Below are 19615 nucleotides of genomic sequence, written 5' to 3' on the forward strand. Positions count from 1 at the left end.
TTCTTTCTGATTGTCATGACCTCAATTTATCATGGTTTATTCAGTATTGTAAGAATTATGTTTCTTAATAAAAATTGCCTTGTGAGTTTTTCTTACTCACAAGGCAATTCAATGTTTTCAATTATCGCTGCTTTACAGCCCCATTAGCGTAGTTGATTTTAATGTTCGCTTGGACATTAGGAACAAAAACATTGAAGCTGACCGATCCGTCTTTCGATAAGGCTTCAATGTGTGCCCCAGCCGGCACCAAACAGTCGCCATCATAGATATCAGTAACTCGATAACGAACTTGTTTGCCTTGGTCAAGTGCTTTACGAACAAGCCCTTCGTAGTAGTTCTGCCCGGTAGACTGACTAGAACGAGCTTCGTTAGCCCAAGCAGTTTGAGTGGCAATGTTCTTTGGATTCGACTCTGACACATCAAAGCCATGAAGGCCACCAACCAAAGCGTAACCTAATAGGTGACCACGATCATATGCATGAGTTGGCCGGCCCTTTAAATGACTAGCCTGCAGGAATCCCGCTGGCTTCCAATCATTGGCGCCATTACCTGTGGACTGGCGATTTCGATATTGACGCGTCGTCTTGTTTAACCAAGCATCACCACGCCAAGCACGACCATGATCATCGACATGATTGACTGCATATGGAGCACTATTGATATCAGCATTTAATTGGGGATGGTTATCATTAAGAATGTAGGCCCCATGATTATTCCATTCAATTTTTGAAGGCAGTTGTTGGCGAACTGCTGGCGTCAATGTAACCTGGGCCTGCGACTGAGTAGGCGTGGGCAGACCATGATTACCCGCAGTCTGATAAGAACGGCTCCCCCATGCCCGGTGAAGACGCGCACTAATGCTGGGCGTTTGGCCATACTTACTGCCATCAGCTGGCCGTTGGAAAGCCGTCGCGACAGCAAACAAAATGGCAGCAACGGCAAGCCAATGCCACAATTTACGAATTTTCCGTTTCAATTTTGAGGTTTCCTTTCAGCTATTTACGCCTATTTTACACCTCTTAATTGAAATTGAACATCCGTTCGTTTACTGGAATTTCATTCTTAATGGCTACGGCGACGTGCAAAGAGCATTGAAAATAGTCCCAACAGGAATCCAGATAAGGTGACAAGCATATCACCATGATTGCCTGTTTGCGGCAAACGGGCCTGGTGAGCTTTCTTCTTCATCGGTTGTCCCAATTTGGTCAGCTCATGATCAAGTAAGGCATCTTTATCATTTTTATGATGTGCGCCTTGATGATCAACAAATTCGCTAAGTGGCAGCTTGCTTTGCCCTTTAGGAGTCACAAATTGGGTTTGTGGACTTGTAGTAGTCGGCGCTTCAGACATCTCAGTTCCAGTGGTAGCTGTCGAAGTCGTGGATTGTTGACGATTGCTCAGTGGCTGATCGCTGTTGCCTTCAACGACCTCAGCATCCGCTGCCGCATCATCGCTATCTGCCTGATCATGATGTCCTGTTTTCGCTGGCTTACGGTGGTGGTGTTTAGCCGGTTTGCGGTGCTTAGTCGGTGTCCCTTCTTCATGTGCTGAACTGCTCTGTGGCTCAGCACTCGGACTAACTAATTGGGATTGGTCATCGCTCGGCTCTTGATCATGTTTCATGGAAGTTGGTTCCTCTTCATGTGTTGGTTTAGCAGTCGGCTTGTCAGCAGGATGTGCATGACTTTCATCTGCAGGCTTGCTGGCCGCTGCTTCACTCGGCTTTTTCACTGGGTTGGTTTCTTCTGGTTGAGCGGAAGCATGGTGATCAGTCTGACTCCCCTCCTGCGGCTTAGTTGGTTGATCACTCTCATCTGGCTTGGTTGCCGGTTTAGCTTGTTTGCTTGGTTGATCCGTCTGTTCACCGGCTTTGCCAGCATCACCTTTATCATCGCTTGGCTGACTGGCCGTCGACTTACTAGGTGTTTTATCAGCCTCAGACTTTGCAGGTTGCTCTTTCCCCGGATCGGTCTTTGTTGGTGCTTTGTCAGTTGTCGAAGAAGGATGGCCAGTTTCGTGTTTTGTCGGCGATGTGCTGGTCTTTGTGTCGGTTGCCGAGGGATCAGAAGTTGGTGTGGTTTGCCCTTCTGCATCTGTTTTTTGACCTTGTTGAGTCTGGTGTTTGACAATCATCGTTTGGTTAATGATCCAACGTCTTTTATCCCGCGTAAAAGTGACGTCTCCAGACTTAGGATTGACGGGCACCAGCCCATCAGCTAAGTGCGGGTGCACCGTAAAAGTCGCCTGGCCGGGGGTACAGTAAAAGTATTGAGTCTGTATTTTATGCCCCTCGTCATCTTTAATATGAACAGCCGCTGCATCAATCAATCCCCGTTGATCGTCTTGTGCCAGATATGGAACATGGTAGATTATCTCTGCTTCATCGGGATCCAAGTCCGGTGCCGGGGTGTGATGTACCGTTGGATGGTAGTCGCCAATACTGTCAAATCTAATTTTCGATATCTTTTCCGAACAATTTGGGTGTAGTTGGCCGTCATTGCCTTTCTGCCATTTAACGACCACTTTCTTATCTTGATGAATTTTGCCATCCTCAGACCGCAACTGATAAATCACCATCGTCGTTTTTTCGTGGTGCTTTTCGGGCGCCTTCTTGACAACCGCCTCACCACTGTCAACATGAGCCGCATGAATCACTGCCGGTGCGCCGATTACCAACAATAAAGTTAATTGAGCCAGTAAAGCCCCTTGCCAAATTTGCTTACCTTGTTTTGTCATATCAAATATCTCCTTTTTCCTTGTCTATAATCTAAAGACGAGAAAAAAGGAAAATGACATTTTATTTTTGGCAGAATTTTTTGTTTGCCTTAAACTAAAGGCGTAAGGGGACAAGCAGCGATTTGCAAAGGAGTTGATCAAGATGAATAAAGTTTTCATGCTAGGTTATTATCAAGGAGTTGTCGAAACGGCGCCAAAGATACTGTCCGCTGAAAAGACCAACGAATTGGCGATTGCAATGACCATCCAACACTTGCGTCATGCCGGCGTTGATAGTGCCTCCATCAACCACTTTCTTGTCGACGACGCCCACGCTGACGTTCGTGAAGTATCACGCTGCATCACGCTCAACGCTGACGAACTGGAAACTCTGCAGGCAAAGATCTTACGGATGGGCCAATTAGCTTAAGTTGCCAATTAAACAAATAAAGCATGTTCTCACTAGGACTCCACCGCCTTAGTAAGAGCATGCTTTTTTGTACATATTATTTTTGGCGCTTAGTCAGCGACTATCAGTTCAATACCGAATAGTTTAGCCAAGGTCTTCATCTGATCCATGTTCAGGTTGAGTGACAATACCGTGTGGTGACCGCCGCCAGCCTGCATCCATTCAAGAGCGCCCTTCTTCAAACCAGCAGTCGGTGTCCACATCTGCTTAGCTACCGGCAGCTTTGGCATTGGTTTCTCCGGCGTCGTGGCATTAACATCATAGGCAATCAGTTTGTAACCATCGTCAAAGTAGGACAAGGTGATATCAATTCCCTCGCCGGCTGCCCCAGTAAAGACCAGCCGTGCTGGATCTGCCTTGCCACCGATGTCCAACGGGTGAACCTCAACTCTTGGCTTATCAGAGGCCAGAGTTGGATCAACTTCTAGCATGTGCGAACCCATAATTGCTTGGTGACCCTGACGCAGGTCCAAAGTGTAATCTTCCATGAAGGCCGTCTGCTTGTTGTCCGCAATAATCTTCATCAACCGCGACAATCCGGCTGACTTGAAGTCGCCTTCTGCCCCGAAACCATAACCGTCAATCATCAACAGCTGAACGGCCAGGCCAGGTAGTTGCTCCAACCCTTGCAGATCCTGGAAGTTGGTGGTAAAGGCATCATATCCCTTATCATCCAAGAACTTCTTAATCCCTAAGTATTCACGCAGTTGGTAGCGGACTGAATGAACATATTTGTCATGATCATTATCGCCCTCAACCAGATCAAAGCGCTTGGCAAGTTGCTGGTATTCCTGATCGATTGTGTCTTCACTAACACCATTGACCACATCAACTAATTCACTGACCGGCCAATAATCAACCGTCCAGCCCAGCTTAATTTGGGCAGCAACCTTGTCACCTTCAGTAACCGCCACATCGCGCATTGTGTCGCCAAAACGAGCGATCCGAATATGGAAACTCATGTCATAGCCAACCGCAACCCGTTGCCAATTAGCAATTTCGGTTTGTACTTCTGGATCGTTCCACCAACCATAAACGATCTTATCCGGGACGTGCAGACGGGCGTTAATGTATTCGTATTCCCGGTCACCATGAGCCGACTGATTCAGGTTCATGTAATCCATATCAATCGAATCAAACGGAATATGGTCCAACATTTGAGTTGCTAAGTGTAACAGCGGTTTCTGCAACAGTTGGGTCCCACGAATCCAGTTCTTAGCCGGCGAGAAAGTGTGCATCCAAGTGATGACACCAGCAACATGATCGTTATAGTTGACTTCCTTCATAAATTTGGTGATTCCATCCGCCGTGGTGGCCACCAGCTTGAAGACCACTTTATAAGGTAGACGACCACTTTGATTCAAGCCATCCACCAGCTTGCGAGCATCCGATTCAACCTGTTTCAATGCGTCTTCGCCATATAAGTACTGACTGCCGACCGCAAACCAAAATTCATAATCTGGCTGTTTTTGCATGATTTATCCGTCTCCTTATTTATTCAAATCAGTTTTTAAATCGCTTACATGGCTAGTATAGATAATTTGTACGGATAAATCAATATAAGTTAGCTACTTATTCGGATGATTTTACCAATAAAAAAGACTATCGCTGATTGATAGTCGTTAATTAATTATTTCTTTTGGCTGGCTAACGTCTGTACCGACTTGCGTTCAATAATGTCAGCATCATAGCTGATTGAAGATACCTTTTCACCGTTAATCATCTTCAACATCAGCTCGCCAGCGTCAACTCCCATCTTATTTTTCGGGTGGACCGCTGTCGTCAAACCAGGAGTCATAAACTTGCTCAGTTGATAGTCATCGAAGCCCACCACACTGATGTCTTCAGGGATCTTCATGCCTAACGAGCGCACCACATCCATGATCTGGATGGCGAGTGCATCGTTGTAACAAATAATGGCCGTCGGATGATCAGCCTGTTCCAAGCGGCGGGCAACCTTCTCGAAGATTTTGCCCATGTCATCCGCCGTCTGATACATGATCACATCGCTTAGATAAGAGAATTCCGGATGACGGGCGTAAGCATCCATGAATCCCCGCATCCGCTCTTCGCCTTGGGCATCATCAACTTTGAAAATCCCCAAAATACTCTGATGTCCCTTATCAAACAGCATCTGGGTCAACTTATTTTCAATGTTCCGGTCCTTCAATACCACGTAAGGCAAGTTGAGGTCCGGATAATGGGCGTTAATAAACAATGTCGGAATATTCGACTCCTCCACCGTCTTGTAGAGGTCCATATTCGGGTTCGGCAAAGCACTCCGGGTTGGTTCGATGATCAGGCCATCGACGTTGCTTTCCAGCATTTTGGTGAGGCTTTGGCGTTCATGATCATGGTCATTGTGCGTATTGCTTAAGAGGAGGGCGTAACCGGCACGTGAAACAGCCCGATCAATCCCGCTAATGATACTGGGGAAAATGTAATCGGCAAGGTGGGTTGTCACAATCCCAATCATCTTATTGTTGATCGGCTTGATTTGTTTGGCGCGCCAATCATCGACGTACATGCCGCCACCCTGAATGCGGTAAATGTAGTGGTCGTTCTCCAATTCACCCATCGCCCGGCGAATCGTGTAGCGACTCACATCATACTCGGCCATCAAAATGGATTCGGTCGGCAGTTTGTCACCCACCTTGTACTTACCGGTCGTAATGGCCTTGATGATACTGTCTTTGACGCTTTGATACTTTGTCATAGAGCCCTCCTTTTAAAAGTCACTATACCACGAATGACGCAGTTTGATTGACCGCAAATCACCGGCCCACCATCTGCAAGCTGCCTAGCAAAATAGTGAGGGTTGCAGCCTCATTTGACCGATTAATCGCGGTTGATAACTATTTTAATTCCATGGATTTGCCAGCCGCAACCTCAGCAGGTAAAGCCGCCTTATAGTTGTCGATGAAGCGCTCATAACCCTTCACGCTTTCCGGTTCGGGGTACAAAGTTGAACTTTCAGCGTCAACAAATACCCGTTGATCCAGGTAATCAGCCAGGCTCAAGTCGTGATTATTAAGGGCATACAGTGCCAAGACCGCCATCCCCCAGGGACCACCTTCACCGGCATTGCTCATCACAGTGATCGGCGTGTTCAACACATCCGCCAACACTTGCTGGGCAACGACAGGGGTCTTAAAGAGGCCGCCTTGCGCAATCAAAACATCACTTTTGATGTGTTCTTCGCGTAATAGGATGTCCATACCGATCTTCAATGGGGCAAATGCGGCATACAACTGTGCCTTGAAGACATTTGCCAATGAAAAATGACTATCCGGTTTCCGGACCAACATTGGCCGTCCCTTTGCAACCTTCGTGATGTTCTCACCTGACAGGTAGCTGAAGTTGACTAGTCCGCCAGCATCCTGGTCGCCGCTCAACGAACTATCAAACAGCTTTTCGTACAATTCGTTGGTCGATAAATCCACGCCCAATTTCTTCGCAAACTGGCCAAAGAGGCTGACCCAGGCGTTAATATCGGATGAACAGTTGTTGGTATGAACCATTGCCACCGGTGCCCCAGCAGGCGTCGTCACCATATCGATGTCACGATGGACCTTATGCAATTTTTGCTCCAGGACCATCATGGAAAAGGCAGAAGTACCTGCAGAAATGTTGCCAGTCCGCTTCCTTACCGCGTTGGTAGCAACCATTCCGGTGCCGGCATCTCCTTCACAAGGGGCAATGATCGTGCCGGCCTCTAAGTCACCACTAGGGTCTAACAATTTGGCGCCAGCCTTGGTTAAATAACCAGCAATCTCTCCTGCCATTAACGGCTTGGGCAAAATATCCTGAATCTGCCAATCAAACTGGGCAACCTCTGGTAGTTTAGCGAACTGGTCCAGCATTTTTTGATCATAATTATGGCTGGCTTCGTCAATCGGAAACATTCCCGAGGCGTCACCAATCCCGATGTTCTTCTGACCTGAAAGACGCCAGCTGACATAACCCGCCAAAGTCGTCATAAAATCAATGTCTTTGACGTGGGCTTCATGATTCAAAATTGCCTGATAAAGATGGGCAATGCTCCAGCGTTCAGGAATGTTGAAGTCGAACAGATACGTTAACTTACCGGCGGCTTCACCAGTGATGTTGTTGCGCCAAGTACGGAAAGAAACCAGTAAATCTCCCTGCCGATTGAATGGCAGATAGCCATGCATCATTGCACTGATCCCAATCGTACCAATCTTCGTTAGGTGCAGGCCATACTCTTGTTCGATCTTGGCTGCCAGTTTGGCATAGCTGGTCTGGACCCCTTCCCACACCTTGCTGAGCGGATAAGTCCAGATGTGGTGGTCCAATTCATTTTCCCAGACAAAGTCACCACTCGCAATGGTTTGGAAGTCGTCGGTCACCAATACGGCTTTGATCCGTGTTGACCCCAGTTCAATCCCTAAGGCCGTGTGAGCGTTGACAATTTTTGCTTTAATATCGTCTTGATTCACGGGATAACCCCCTTATCAATTAAATTCACGGCTTCATTGTAAAATATTTATCCGTACTAATCAATCTAACTTATCTGATGTATTTAACAATGATCTTGATCAGGTAGCAACACCCACCACATTTTAGCGACAAAAAGACCCAGCATCGGTCAATCAAATGCTGGGTCAATTTAATACGACTATTTAAATACGGTGAACAACCTTTTCAATGTCATCACTGATGAGTTCTGGGGTCAGGTGATACCATTCGGCCAGTACATCGGCAGGCACATTGTCAGCGAACTCACGCGGAGCACCGAAGTTTAAGACTTGCATGTCGGTTGGACCATAGTAACGGTCAATGGTTTCACCAAAGCCGCCACTCAAGTTACCGTCTTCCAAGGTGACCACGATGTTGTGATCTTCTTGCAGGTGGTGTAGGTCGCGGGCATCAATGTTAGTGACTGACTTAGGGTTAATCAGTGTAGCATCGATGTTCAATTCCTTCTTCAACTGCTTGCATACTTGACGGCCAAGTTCAAAGAAGTCACCAACGGCCATGATCGCAACTTCACTGCCTTTGTGGACAATGTCATAGTCAATGGAGCTGTAGTCATCTTGCGTTGCTGGCCGGTGAACCACTTCCTTTTCGGGCTGGCGAATGAAGACTGGTGATTCATCCTGGTTAATCGCCCAGTGCAGCATCGAAATCATTTCCTCTTCGCTGGTTGGCGTCAAGTATTCGATGTTCGGCAAGGAGCTGATATAAGAAATATCGAAGGTACCTTGGTGGGTAGCCGATTCGCTACTGATCGTGCCGCCTTGAACAATCATCACAATTGGGGCATCGTTTAAGGCAACATCGTGGATGAGTTGGTCATAAGCCCGCTGCAGGAAACTGCTGTTCTCAAAAACGACTGGACGGACACCATGTTGTGCCATCCCAACAGCTGAGGTAACAGCCATCTGTTCAGCAATCCCAACGTCAAAGTAGCGATCTGGATACTTGGCTTGGAAACGTTTCAGGTCGAACATATTCGGAATAGCGGCCGTAACTGCGGCTACCGGTTGGCCAGCTTCAATTTCCTTAAAGAGTTGGTCAATTACTGCTTTACTGTAGCTTTCCTTTGATGCTGCCTGCTTGCTCTTGCCGGTCTTTGGATCAAATGGCCCGCGCCAGTGATAAAGCATCTGGTTTTCGACAGCTGGTTCGTAACCCTTACCCTTGAGCGTGTGGACATGCAGAACGATTGGGTGGTCGATATCCTTAACTTCCTTGAAGACCTTGATCATGGCAGCTAAATCATTGCCATCAGGCACATAACGGTAATCCAGACCCATGAACTTAAAGATGTTGTTTGCTGACTTGCCGTTTGTTTCACGCAGTTCCTTCAAACCTTCGTAAAGGCCGCCCTGGTTCTTATCAATGGACATTCCGTTATCGTTAACGATGATGATCAGGTTAGACTTCAACTGGCCGGCGTTATTCAACCCTTCATAAGCTAAGCCGCCACTTAAGGAACCATCACCGATCATGGCCACAATATTTTCACCCTTCTTATGACGCAGATCGCGAGCCCGTGCCATGCCGACAGCTAAGGCAATTGAGGTGGACGTGTGGCCAATTTCAAAGAAGTCATCGTCACTTTCTTCTGGTGAGGTGAAGCCAGAAACATCCTCATAATGGTCGGGATCCAGGAAGCCTTGCTTACGCCCCGTCAGCATCTTGTGGGCATAACACTGGTGGGAAACATCCCAAATAATCTTGTCGTGAGGAGAATTGAAGACGTAGTGGTATGCAATTGTCATTTCAACAACGCCCAGGTTTGGTCCAACGTGGCCACCAATAGCAGCATCACGCTCAATAATCAATTGACGCATCTCTGACCCAAGCTGCTTCAACTGGTCCAGCGTCATCCCCTTAATGTCCGCTGGTTCTTCAACTTGGTTCAGTAAATAATCCGGATGCAGATTCATTCAACCAACTCCTATCTCATCTTCATGATAGCCATTTATACACATAACTATTTTACACCATTTCACAAAGTGAGGAAAACGACATCTCTGCTAGATTGTTGACCTGGCCGCCTGAATTCATTAGCATAGGAAACTGTTGGAAAAAGGAGGTACTGAGATTGAGAATCGATGAAAATGCCGCGGTCGAGAAGCTGTCGCCACTCAAGCCGTTAACTGATGAACAGGCACAACTGGTCAAACACGTACTCGAATTTGCCAGTCAACACCTGCAGCACCATGACACCCCTGCAGTTTTCACAATCTATGGAGACGCCGGGACCGGAAAGAGTGTCGTTTTATCCCACCTTTTTAATCAACTGCAAACCGCCGCCCGAACGGATAAGAGTAGTTCATTCTATGGCACCAACAACCGCTTCCTGGTTAACCACCCCGAAATCCTGAAGGTCTATAAGGAAATCGCTGGGCATTACCGTCATCTCTTGAAGAAGGACTTTGAACGGCCTACCTCTTTCATCAACCAGTTGGACAAGCACAACGGTCATGTCGATGTGGTTGTAATCGACGAAGCCCACCTCCTCTTGTCCAAACCGGATCATTACAATAATTTTTACCACGAAAACCAGCTGGCCGAAGTCATCAAACGCGCGCAAGTTGTTATTTTGGTCTTTGACCGCTACCAAGTCTTACGGATGAAGAGTCTGTGGACACCGGAACGGCTGCAAAAACTCACCAACCAGTATCCGCACGAAGACTACCAGCTCAAGCACCAATTCCGGATGACGGCCAGTGACGAACTTTTGAATTGGATGAATCGTTTAACGGATGGTGAAGTGACTGCGTTGCCTAAGAACGCCCGCGATCATTATGACTTCCGCGTATACGACGACGCCGAGAAGATGCGGCAAGCAATTGTGCAACGGAATCAAGAAGTAGGCCTGTCACGGGTCTTGTCGACTTCTGGCTATCCCTCAACTTTGGACGGCGGGAAGCACTACATTAAAGAAGGTCGCTTCAAAATGCCGTGGGACCAGTACAATTACACCTCCACACCGTGGGCCGAAATTCCGAAGACGATCAATGAGGTTGGTTCCATCTATACCTGTCAGGGATTCGACTTGAACTACGCTGGCATCATCATTGGCCCCATCATCAGCCAAGCAAAGGACAGTCAACGTTTGATCGTGCACTTGAACCGTTATACCGACGTGGAATCGTTCAAACGACGCAAAGACCTGACCGACCCTAAAGAAATCAAACGCTTAGAAGACCGGATGATCATGAATGCATTGAACGTCATCCTGAAACGTGGTGTTCGGGGAACTTATCTCTATGCTCATGATCCCCGCTTGCGACACACCTTAATGACGATGTATGATCGAATTAAATAATTTTTAGGAGGGTCCTTATGAATAACAACGAATCACCGCGCTCGGACCGTAAATATTTAAATAAGGGCCTCTTGATTTTGGTGGCAACCGTGATCATCCTGCTGGCAATTGCCTGGGTTTGGCATGACTTTAAACCGGAGATCGAACTATTGCTCCACTCGTCCCCTCACAATCGTAAAATCCTGCTGCACATGATCCGGTCACACGGACTGGTCGATATGGGATTGTTAACCGTGATCATCGCGTTGATGAATGCAATCCCTGGCTTGTCCAATTCCGTTATCTGTATCTTTGCCGGCCTCTGCTATGGCCCCGTGATCGGTCTGCTGGTCAACTGGTGTGGCAACGTGCTTGGCAATTGTCTGGTAGCTGCACTCATCCACCAGCTGCACTTCTCAAAACAGTTCAAAAAACGCCGGCTGCTGAATGAATTGATGTCATTCAAGTATCCGGAGGTTGGCCTGACGCTGGGCTACATGATTCCAATCATCCCCAGTGTGTTAGTCAACTATGCGGTGGTGCAAATGAAGATGAGCCGGCCCCAATTCTTGGCGATGGTCGTTGTGGGCATGCTGCCAACATCCTTTTTGTATGCATTCGGAGGCGATGCCATCTTCAAGGGTGATTTAAAGCGGATCGTTGTCGTTGTGGTCGCTATCTTAATCATCCTCCTTCTGTTCCGCCTCATTCATCATCGGCGAAAAGCAGTCAATACAAATTGAGAGTAAAAAAAACAGGCGCCCAGCGTTCGGAAAACCGAAACGTTGGACGCCTTTGTTATATCATTGATTATTTTTGATAAGTCTGCCAAAAGTTGGATAGGTATTTCGTCGTCAAGGACTGTGGCTTGTTGATCAGATCCATCGGTTTGCCAGCAGCCACAATCCGGCCACCGTTGCTACCACCACGCGGGCCCAGATCGATCAGGTAATCCGCATTGACCATCAAATTGAGATCGTGGGTGATGATCACAATGGTTGCTCCCTGCTTGATCAACCCTTGCATGACATCCAACAAGGTCTTCACATCCAGTGGGTGCAAGCCAATCGAAGGTTCATCAAAAACAAATAACGTCGTCTTCTGCTGGTGATTCAAGTGCTTAACCAACTTCAAACGTTGCGCCTCACCACCAGACAGGGTCGGCGTATCTTCACCCAAGTGCAAATAGGCCAAGCCGACTTGATCCAACAGCTTCAATTCCCGTTCAATCGATGGCACCGACTTGAACACTGGCAGTGCTTGGCGAACATCCAGTTTCAACAAGTCAACAATCGAGTAGCCATGCCACTTTACCTGTTGAATATCCTGATTGTAACGGTCACCATGACAGGTCGGACAGGTCTGCTGCATGTCGGGCAGATACTGAATATCCATCGTCACAATTCCTGTACCGCCACAGGTTGGGCAGGCTCCTTGCTTGTTGTTGTATGAGAACCATGAGGCCGTGTAATGATGTTTCTTGGCTTCTGGTTGTGCCGCGAACAGCTTGCGCAGGTGATCCATAATACTGGTGTAGGTGGCAACCGTTGAACGAGTGGATTTGCCAATTGGTGCCGCGTCGACACTCACTACCGACTTCAGCGGCGAATCAAGCTTCACCACCTGTTTTGGCAACGGCTGCTTCTTTGACTGCGCCTGGATGGCCGGGACCAAGCTATCGATGATCAACGAGGTCTTACCGGCACCAGAGAAGCCTGTGACGGTCGTGATTTGGTTCAACGGGATCTTCGCGGTGACGTCCTTTAAGTTGAAGTAATTCTGGACTTCAAAATCAATGTCACCGTGGACTTTTGGTGCAATCGGCTTGGTCGTTTTGACGGTCGCACTACCACTCAAGAACGGCCCAATCAGTGAATGATCATTATGGCACAATTGCTTAGGCGTGCCCTGGCTGATGATGGTACCACCTTCATCACCAGAACCGGGTCCGATTTCAACGACCCAGTCAGCGGCTTTGATGATGTCAATGTTATGGTCAACAACCACCAGTGAATTGCCTTGGGCGACCAAGGAATGGAAGACGGACAGCAAGCCAGTCACGTTGTCCGGGTGTAGCCCAATCGATGGTTCATCGAGGACATACAAGACACCGGTCGTCTGGGTCCGCAACGTTCGCGCCAATTGGATCCGTTGCAGTTCACCGGTCGACAAGGTGTTCCCATTCCGCGACAAGGTCAAGTAATCGAGCCCTAACTCCAGCAGCACCCGCAAGTTGTCGTCCATCTCCGTAAAGAGTGAGTTGGCCATCTCATGCATGTTATCTGGCAATTCGGCCTTGACCTTCTTCTCCCAGCCTGGCAACTGGCCCAGCGTCAATTTCGTGACTTGGGCGATGTTCAACCCACCAGCAAGCTGCTTAAGTCGATCAGGCTTTAACCGCGTACCATGGCATACCGGGCACGTTGAGAAGGTAAAAAACTGATTGATTCGAGCCTGTGAACGGGCACTCTTACTCGTCCGAGCCGATTCGGTCACCGCGTCATGCGCATTTTCGTAAAGGGCATTGAAGTCATGGAACACACGGCCGGTACCTGAACGAAAGTCCATCTTAAACTTGGTACGCGGCCCGTTTAAGACAAAGTTCTTTTCCTTTTTCGTCAAATCCTTGTAAGGAACATTGACCCGGATTCCAGCTTGTTCGGCGACACTCGGCATGAAGTTACGGCCTGGCAGGTGCCAAGAAGCAACAGCCCCTTCATTCAGAGTCAAGTTTTCGTCCAAAATCAGCTTGCTATCGTCAACTGCCCGGACTTTCCCGGTCCCCTGACAGTTGTCACAAGCACCATCAGAATTGAAGGCAAAATCTTCCGCCGAGAAGGCATGGAACTTCGCACCACAAACTGGACAGGTCAGGACCCCCATCTCGTGTCCCTGCTTGGCCATCTGAATAGCAATGTCCAAGCTTGGCTTCAAACGGTGACCATTGGGACAGACTGGTGAACCCAGCCGCGAAAAGATCAGCCTGATCACATTGAAGACTTCACTCATGGTCCCAACCGTTGCCCGTTCCGACGGGATACTTGGCCGTTGGTGCAATGCCAGTGCCGACGGAATATGTTTGACCGATTGAACATCCGCTTGGTTACCCAGCTTAATCCGCCGCCGTGTATAAGTCGACAAGGCTTCTAGGTAACGCCGTGAACCCTCCTCATAGAGAATGCCCATCGCCAGTGATGATTTCCCGGAGCCGGATAAACCAGAGATGGCGACAAACTTATGCAGCGGGATATCAACGTCGATACTCTTCAGGTTATTGACCTCGCCTCCTCGAACTTCAATTTTTGTGGGTAATTTTACCTCAACCATATTGTTCACTTCCTCAAAAATAAAGAGCCTCAGTGGGCCCTTGCCTTTATTTCTCTAAAATACCGTCGCGTGCCTGTTCCGGCAGCGGACCAGCCGTCTGCAGATAATCAACGTATGCTTGTGCCCGTGCCTGTAATTTTTCGTCAGTGGCATAACTTTCTGCGTAACTGATGAATGGCACACAGAATTTGGTCTGAATCAGGTGGTTAGTCGCTTGGAAAGGACGCAGTAATTCCGGTCCTAGGTAGAAGTGCTTGCCCTCACGCTGGTAAGCTGTCTTAGGCGAACCAGTCGAGATGGCTAACAACCATTCATGATTCTTAATGGCATTGCCGCCATTGTAGGCCCAGTTGCCGGTGAAGACATCATCTTCATATTGCTTCAGTAATGCGGGACTGGAATACCAATAGAATGGGAACTGAAAAACGATTCGATCAGTATCCGCCAACACTTGACGTTCACGGTCAACGTCGATCTTAAAATCAGGGTATAGAGCATAAATGTCGCGAACCTCAATGCCCGCTTGCTGAGCGGCGGTTGCTAATGCCTTATTAACCTTTGACTGATCCATGTGTGGGTGAAACAGAAAAATACGAGTTTTCATGCTAACACTCCTTACTTGTAATTCGTTAGTACAGTTTTATTTTGCACTGCTCATTTAGCAAAAGCAAATTATAAGAAAATGGGTCGGTCATACTAAAAAAGAGGACCAAGTATTCGGATGTTTCCGAATGCTTAGTCCTCTATATCTTTAATCTAGATTGTCGAAATTAGTCTTCCAAGTGGTGACGACGAGCTTGAACGTCGTAGTAGATCCAAGCAACTGCACCAAAGAAGACAGGGCCGAAGATGGTCCAGAAGGCCGTCTGCCAGTCACCCGTCATGATTGGGGCAATGCAGGTAAAGATAATCCCGAAGGCAACGATCAGGCAAACAAAGATTGAAACAATGTTGGTCGTTGTCTTGGACTTGAAGAAGACGAATGGCCGTGCCAGGTCAGTCCGCTTCTTGAAGAATGGGAAGGCACCGGCAATGAACAGGTATGGCATTGAGTTAGTAACATTAGCCATGTTGGTCAAAATTTGGTAGAAGTCTTGGGCACCAGAACCACCGAAGGCTACACCGAAGATGATCAAGCAGATAACAACACATTGGATACCCATTGCGTAAGCTGGCATACCGTGCTTGTTCAGTGTGGTAATCTTCTTAGACCACAGACGAGAGTCAGACCCAAGGATCAAGGCCTTAACTGGTGAGTAAATCATAACGAAGAATGAACCAACGTAAGCAAAGAACATCCCAAGACCGGTGAACCGGCTCATGAATGAACCAATTGCCAGTGAAGCGCCATTGGATAAGCCTAAAGCATGACCCATAACGACACCGGCGTTGCTCATCATGACATAGGAAATGTTACCTAAGTTAACTTCCTTGCCACCTAAGACCTTCTGCCAGTTAGCTGAAATACCCCACATGAAGATCATAACGGCGTACAGCACCGTGATGACAATCATGGAGATCACCATAGCAGTTGGGAACGTCTTCTTTGGGTTCTTGATTGAATCCATCAAAGTACCAATTGATTCCAAACCACCGTAAGCAAAAATAGCATAAATAACAAATGATAAAGTAGCAATCGTAGTTTGGAACTTAGGGTTCGGTGACTTGAAGAATGAGGAAGCACCGTGGATTGGCTGGAGAACAACCCCGTGTTGACCAATCCAAATAACAATTGAAATAACAACGAACAGAACCGTCAGAATGGAAACCATTGTCCCACCAAAGGTACCAACCTTGGCGATCTTGTCAACACCGTGACTAGCGGTAATCGTAACGAAGATCACCCACAGAATTGCCAGCACCCCAACGAACTGGGTTGCTGAAAGACCTAAGACGGACCAGGTCTGCGTCTTATCGGAACCAGAAATCAACGTGGACAGCGGAATCCAAACCTTAGAAGCCGTTGAAACCATCCAAACAATCCATGCGGACATCCAGATGAAAGTACCGATGAAGGCCACCCGCTTGCTGCCGGCAGCTTCCAGCCAGGAATAAATACCCCCTTCCGCTTTGGGCAGAGCAGAACCATATTCGGCAATCATCATGGCAATTGGCAGGAAGAAGACAATTGCGGCGACGACATACCAGAAAATAGAAGCATAGCCCATTTGGTAAAAGGCAACTGGTGAGTTAGCAAACCCGAAAACGGTCGTGAAGATCATCATGACCAGGGAGAATAACCCAATTTGCTTTTTTGTAGACATCTCTTTCGCTCCTTTATTAGAAAAATATTAACAATCCTTAGAAATTATTATACGACTATTTTGAAATTTATGTCCGAAAATGTTGAATTAACGAGATAATTGGCCGAAATTATCTCAAAACTTAATTCACAACGTATTCTAATATGTTTTGCTTAAGATTCTTAAGTGAATTTATTCACAGCTGACCCATTTATGTTTTAAAATGGGATTGCTTATTAAATAATATGTTTTAGAAAGTGTGATTATCTATGAAAATGCGTCGAATCGACCACATTGTTTTGACGGTCAGTGATCTGGAACGGTCCCGCCGTTTCTACCACGAAGTCTTTGATATGCCGGTAATTGACCAGCAGACCAATGATGAGGTCGTTACCCTGCGTTGTGGTCATCAGTTAATTCGTTTGCAGACGGTTGGCCGGGATCAAAAAGCCCTCCAAGCCGACAAGCCAACTGTTGGTGCTGCTGACCTTTGCCTGGTTTCTGGCGACGATGTTAACGAAACCCTGCACCACTTCAAATCCTATTATGTGGATGTCATTGCCGGCCCAGTGACGAAGTACGGTTCAGAGGGACAAATGACTTCCATCTACCTTCGCGACCCTGATCAGAACTTAATTGAAGTTGCCTTCTACAAAAATAAGTAAAGTAGTTGTGTAAACTACATTGATCAATTTATAATTAATTACGAAGATTTTTATTTGAACGGAGGTTTCAATTATGGGTGAAGCTATTTACATGCGTAAAGCAACACTAGACGACCTGGATGCTGTCTGGGACATCATCCAAAACGCAAAGAAATTACTGAAGGCAGATGGCAGTGACCAATGGCAAAGCGGTTATCCTTCACGTTTGAGCATGGAACAGGATATCGAAGCAAACTCTTGTTACCTATTAATGTATGGTGATGAAATTGTCGGTACCGGTACTTTAATGCTGCAAGGTGATACGCACTACGCCTACATCGTTGATGGTAAGTGGAAGAACGCCGGCCACCCATTCGCAACCATTAACCGGATCGCGATTACTTCTGGTTACCGGGGCAAGCACTTTGCTAACTACATCATGTCAACCTTGATCAGTATTGCTTATACCAATGGTGTACGCAACATCCGGATTTCCACCCACGAAAAGAATGAACGGGTCCACAACCTGGTTCAAAACTTTGGCTTCGTTCAGCGTGGTAAGGTTTACACCGGTCCAACTGACAAGGATATTCGTAACGCTTACGAATTGAACCTGTAATCAAACAAGACAAATAGTTGTTAGGGAGTGAAAGCCCGCCTGCTGACATGGCAGGCTGCTCTCACCCCTTTTTTATTTGCGGAGGTCATTATGGCAGCATCTATTTCCAAAAGCGAGCGTCTGGCTGAGATCATCAAGATTATGCGGCGTCATCAATTTTTGAGTAATTTCTATCATCAAACCAATCCAAAGGAAGTTCTGGCTGCCTTTCAAGAGTTGGGGCCGACCTTCATCAAAATGGGTCAACTGATTTCTACCCGTCCCGACTTGGTTTCGCCCGCCTATATCAAGGCTCTCAGCAAGTTGCAGGACCAGGTGCCCGCCGACTCATATGAAACGGTTTGCCAGGTCATCAAGAATAATACCGGCCACACGCCAGACGAACTGTTTAAAAGCTTTGACCATCAACCCTTTGCTTCGGCTTCGGTTGGTCAGTGCCACTATGCAACTCTGAAAGACGGGACGAAAGTGGTCGTTAAGGTGCAGCACCCAGCAGTGGACCAGCTGATTAAGGCGGACTTGGCCCTCTTCCACCGTGCCGTCAAATTGATGAAGTATGTGCCCGGCAAGCTGACCGTTGTGGATTTCAATCAAGTGTTGGCAGAATTAAGTGCCTCCCTCTTGAGCGAAGTTAATACCATGCAGGAAGCCGTGTGGGGTCAAGAATTCTACCAGCACAACAATGGCGATGGTATCATCCAGGTGCCAAAAGTTTACTTGGATCAGTGTCACCCACAAATTCTGGTCAACCAGGCCATGCCGGGCAAGTCAATCAAATATCTGGTTAACCAGCCAGCACCGACCGACAAGCAGGCCGCCCAACAGTGGCAGGCCGAACGCAAAACCGTGGCCGAAACCCTGGTTCAGAACTTTATTAAACAGGTGTTTGTCGATCATTTCTTCCATGCCGACCCGCACCCAGGCAATATTTTGTTCTACCGGGTAACGAAACCACAATTGGCAACCAAGAAGGATGTTCAGCGCCAATTTGGTGACTTAACCGTCCACTTCAGCAGTCAAGAATCCCTGCCACCATACCGCTTGGTTTACCTGGACTTTGGGATGATGGGCCGCTTATCTAGTGCCATGGCGGATGGGATTGCCAAGATTATCCTGGCCATTGCTAGCCGTGATGAATACGCAGCTGCCCAAGCCGTCTTGAACGTCTGCAACCGCACTGGCGAAGTTGATGAACAAGGCTTCACCCGTGATTTTGGTCGTTTTATTCAACCATATTTGAAGACGCACCTGGCCGACATCGATATGGGTCAGCTAATCTTCTCAATGACCCAGCTTTGTCAAGGACACCATCTGCAGCTACGGCCGGAAGTCACCCTATTATTTAAGGCCTTTGGCAGCCTTGAAATGACCGTCGCCAAACTCGATCCACAGATTTCGATGATGAGTGTGGCCCGGCCATTTGCTAATCAATGGTTTAAAGAGCACTATAATCTCAAAGAATCGTTGGCTAACCATGCCCATGAAGGCTACTCTGCCCTAGTTGCTGGAGCCCAAATCCCTAAAAAAGCCAACCGTTTGTTAGATCAGGTTTTGAATGGTCAAGGACGGGTCAACCTGCACTATGTTGGTCAACGGAAAGTATTGGACAAGGCCAACCGCATGTTAAACCGACTCTTGATTGTGATCATGCTGGCTTCTTTGATCATGTCATCATCAATCCTTGTGGTCGGTTCGTCAGCTCACCCGGTCATCTACAAGCTGGGCGTGGCCGGTTGGGTATTGGCCATTGTGATTACCGCCATCCTGCTAATAAAAAACGCCTACGATTCCTGGCATCGTAGGCACTAATCATTC

The 19615-nt window shown here is 47.5% G+C and carries 15 protein-coding genes; 6 read left to right on the forward strand and 9 right to left on the reverse strand.

From position 1 onward, the window contains the following. Positions 1-121 precede the first annotated feature (121 nt). Together IV45_RS02095 and IV45_RS02100 are read right to left on the reverse strand one after the other, a co-directional pair. Entirely contained in the window at positions 122-976 is an 855-nt protein-coding gene (locus tag IV45_RS02095) for a DNA/RNA non-specific endonuclease (RefSeq protein ID WP_057740208.1), read from the reverse strand. 86 nt (positions 977-1062) lie between these two features. After that, positions 1063-2736: an LPXTG cell wall anchor domain-containing protein gene (locus IV45_RS02100; protein WP_057740210.1), complete on the reverse strand. Its 1674-nt coding sequence runs from the start codon at positions 2734-2736 to the stop codon at positions 1063-1065. Positions 2737-2878: 142 nt separating this feature from the next. Here IV45_RS02100 and IV45_RS02105 point away from each other — a divergent pair, with 142 nt between their 5' ends. After that, complete coding sequence (locus IV45_RS02105) at positions 2879-3145, forward strand: hypothetical protein (RefSeq protein ID WP_057740212.1); 267 nt, start codon at positions 2879-2881, stop codon at positions 3143-3145. An 89-nt stretch (positions 3146-3234) separates the two neighbouring features. On the opposite strand, the gene araA is transcribed toward IV45_RS02105, so the two are convergent. The 4 genes from araA to IV45_RS02125 form a co-directional block, all read right to left on the reverse strand. Continuing rightward, entirely contained in the window at positions 3235-4659 is a 1425-nt protein-coding gene (gene araA, locus IV45_RS02110) for an L-arabinose isomerase (RefSeq protein ID WP_057740214.1), read from the reverse strand. A 155-nt stretch (positions 4660-4814) separates the two neighbouring features. Further along, positions 4815-5900 carry a GntR family transcriptional regulator gene (locus tag IV45_RS02115; RefSeq protein ID WP_057740221.1) on the reverse strand — a complete coding sequence of 362 codons (1086 nt, stop codon included), beginning with the start codon at positions 5898-5900 and terminating at the stop codon, positions 4815-4817. 139 nt (positions 5901-6039) lie between these two features. Beyond that, positions 6040-7644 (reverse strand): xylulokinase, encoded by a 1605-nt coding sequence (locus tag IV45_RS02120; RefSeq protein WP_057740228.1) that lies wholly within the window; start codon positions 7642-7644, stop codon positions 6040-6042. Between the two features lie 183 nt (positions 7645-7827). After that, on the reverse strand, positions 7828-9600 hold the full coding sequence (locus IV45_RS02125) for a 1-deoxy-D-xylulose-5-phosphate synthase (RefSeq protein WP_057740231.1): 1773 nt from the start codon (positions 9598-9600) through the stop codon (positions 7828-7830). A 158-nt stretch (positions 9601-9758) separates the two neighbouring features. Between IV45_RS02125 and IV45_RS02130 the strand changes: the two genes are divergently transcribed. Together IV45_RS02130 and IV45_RS02135 are read left to right on the forward strand one after the other, a co-directional pair. Next, a complete protein-coding gene (locus IV45_RS02130; protein ID WP_057740234.1) occupies positions 9759-10988 on the forward strand; it encodes a DUF2075 domain-containing protein in 1230 nt (409 codons plus the stop codon). A gap of 17 nt (positions 10989-11005) precedes the next feature. Further along, positions 11006-11710, forward strand: coding sequence for a TVP38/TMEM64 family protein (locus IV45_RS02135; RefSeq protein WP_057740237.1), 705 nt, complete (start codon positions 11006-11008; stop codon positions 11708-11710). Positions 11711-11777: 67 nt separating this feature from the next. On the opposite strand, the gene IV45_RS02140 is transcribed toward IV45_RS02135, so the two are convergent. From IV45_RS02140 to yjeM, 3 genes are all read right to left on the reverse strand, one after another. Continuing rightward, positions 11778-14294 carry an excinuclease ABC subunit UvrA gene (locus tag IV45_RS02140; RefSeq protein WP_057740240.1) on the reverse strand — a complete coding sequence of 839 codons (2517 nt, stop codon included), beginning with the start codon at positions 14292-14294 and terminating at the stop codon, positions 11778-11780. Between the two features lie 46 nt (positions 14295-14340). Beyond that, positions 14341-14898, reverse strand: a complete 558-nt coding sequence (locus IV45_RS02145; protein ID WP_057740243.1) for an NAD(P)H-dependent oxidoreductase — start codon at positions 14896-14898, stop codon at positions 14341-14343. Between the two features lie 166 nt (positions 14899-15064). Further along, complete coding sequence (gene yjeM, locus IV45_RS02150) at positions 15065-16558, reverse strand: glutamate/gamma-aminobutyrate family transporter YjeM (RefSeq protein WP_057740245.1); 1494 nt, start codon at positions 16556-16558, stop codon at positions 15065-15067. A 248-nt stretch (positions 16559-16806) separates the two neighbouring features. Between yjeM and IV45_RS02155 the strand changes: the two genes are divergently transcribed. From IV45_RS02155 to IV45_RS02165, 3 genes are all read left to right on the forward strand, one after another. Continuing rightward, complete coding sequence (locus IV45_RS02155; protein WP_057740247.1) at positions 16807-17202, forward strand: VOC family protein; 396 nt, start codon at positions 16807-16809, stop codon at positions 17200-17202. A 73-nt stretch (positions 17203-17275) separates the two neighbouring features. Continuing rightward, positions 17276-17800 carry a GNAT family N-acetyltransferase gene (locus IV45_RS02160; RefSeq protein ID WP_057740250.1) on the forward strand — a complete coding sequence of 175 codons (525 nt, stop codon included), beginning with the start codon at positions 17276-17278 and terminating at the stop codon, positions 17798-17800. Between the two features lie 90 nt (positions 17801-17890). Continuing rightward, positions 17891-19609 carry an ABC1 kinase family protein gene (locus tag IV45_RS02165; protein ID WP_057740252.1) on the forward strand — a complete coding sequence of 573 codons (1719 nt, stop codon included), beginning with the start codon at positions 17891-17893 and terminating at the stop codon, positions 19607-19609. Positions 19610-19615: the final 6 nt, after the last annotated feature.

Source organism: Limosilactobacillus secaliphilus (assembly GCF_001437055.1).
Taxonomy (GTDB): Bacteria; Bacillota; Bacilli; order Lactobacillales; family Lactobacillaceae; genus Limosilactobacillus; species Limosilactobacillus secaliphilus.

Bases quoted from the DNA above. Each gene is read 5' to 3' on its own strand.
- IV45_RS02100 (WP_057740210.1), bottom strand. From the start codon at position 2,736: ATGACAAAACAAGGTAAGCAAATTTGGCAAGGGGCTTTACTGGCTCAA.
- IV45_RS02105 (WP_057740212.1), top strand. From the start codon at position 2,879: ATGAATAAAGTTTTCATGCTAGGTTATTATCAAGGAGTTGTCGAAACG.
- araA (WP_057740214.1), bottom strand. From the start codon at position 4,659: ATGCAAAAACAGCCAGATTATGAATTTTGGTTTGCGGTCGGCAGTCAG.
- IV45_RS02115 (WP_057740221.1), bottom strand. From the start codon at position 5,900: ATGACAAAGTATCAAAGCGTCAAAGACAGTATCATCAAGGCCATTACG.
- IV45_RS02125 (WP_057740231.1), bottom strand. From the start codon at position 9,600: ATGAATCTGCATCCGGATTATTTACTGAACCAAGTTGAAGAACCAGCG.
- IV45_RS02135 (WP_057740237.1), top strand. From the start codon at position 11,006: ATGAATAACAACGAATCACCGCGCTCGGACCGTAAATATTTAAATAAG.
- IV45_RS02140 (WP_057740240.1), bottom strand. From the start codon at position 14,294: ATGGTTGAGGTAAAATTACCCACAAAAATTGAAGTTCGAGGAGGCGAG.
- IV45_RS02145 (WP_057740243.1), bottom strand. From the start codon at position 14,898: ATGAAAACTCGTATTTTTCTGTTTCACCCACACATGGATCAGTCAAAG.
- yjeM (WP_057740245.1), bottom strand. From the start codon at position 16,558: ATGTCTACAAAAAAGCAAATTGGGTTATTCTCCCTGGTCATGATGATC.
- IV45_RS02155 (WP_057740247.1), top strand. From the start codon at position 16,807: ATGAAAATGCGTCGAATCGACCACATTGTTTTGACGGTCAGTGATCTG.
- IV45_RS02160 (WP_057740250.1), top strand. From the start codon at position 17,276: ATGGGTGAAGCTATTTACATGCGTAAAGCAACACTAGACGACCTGGAT.
- IV45_RS02165 (WP_057740252.1), top strand. From the start codon at position 17,891: ATGGCAGCATCTATTTCCAAAAGCGAGCGTCTGGCTGAGATCATCAAG.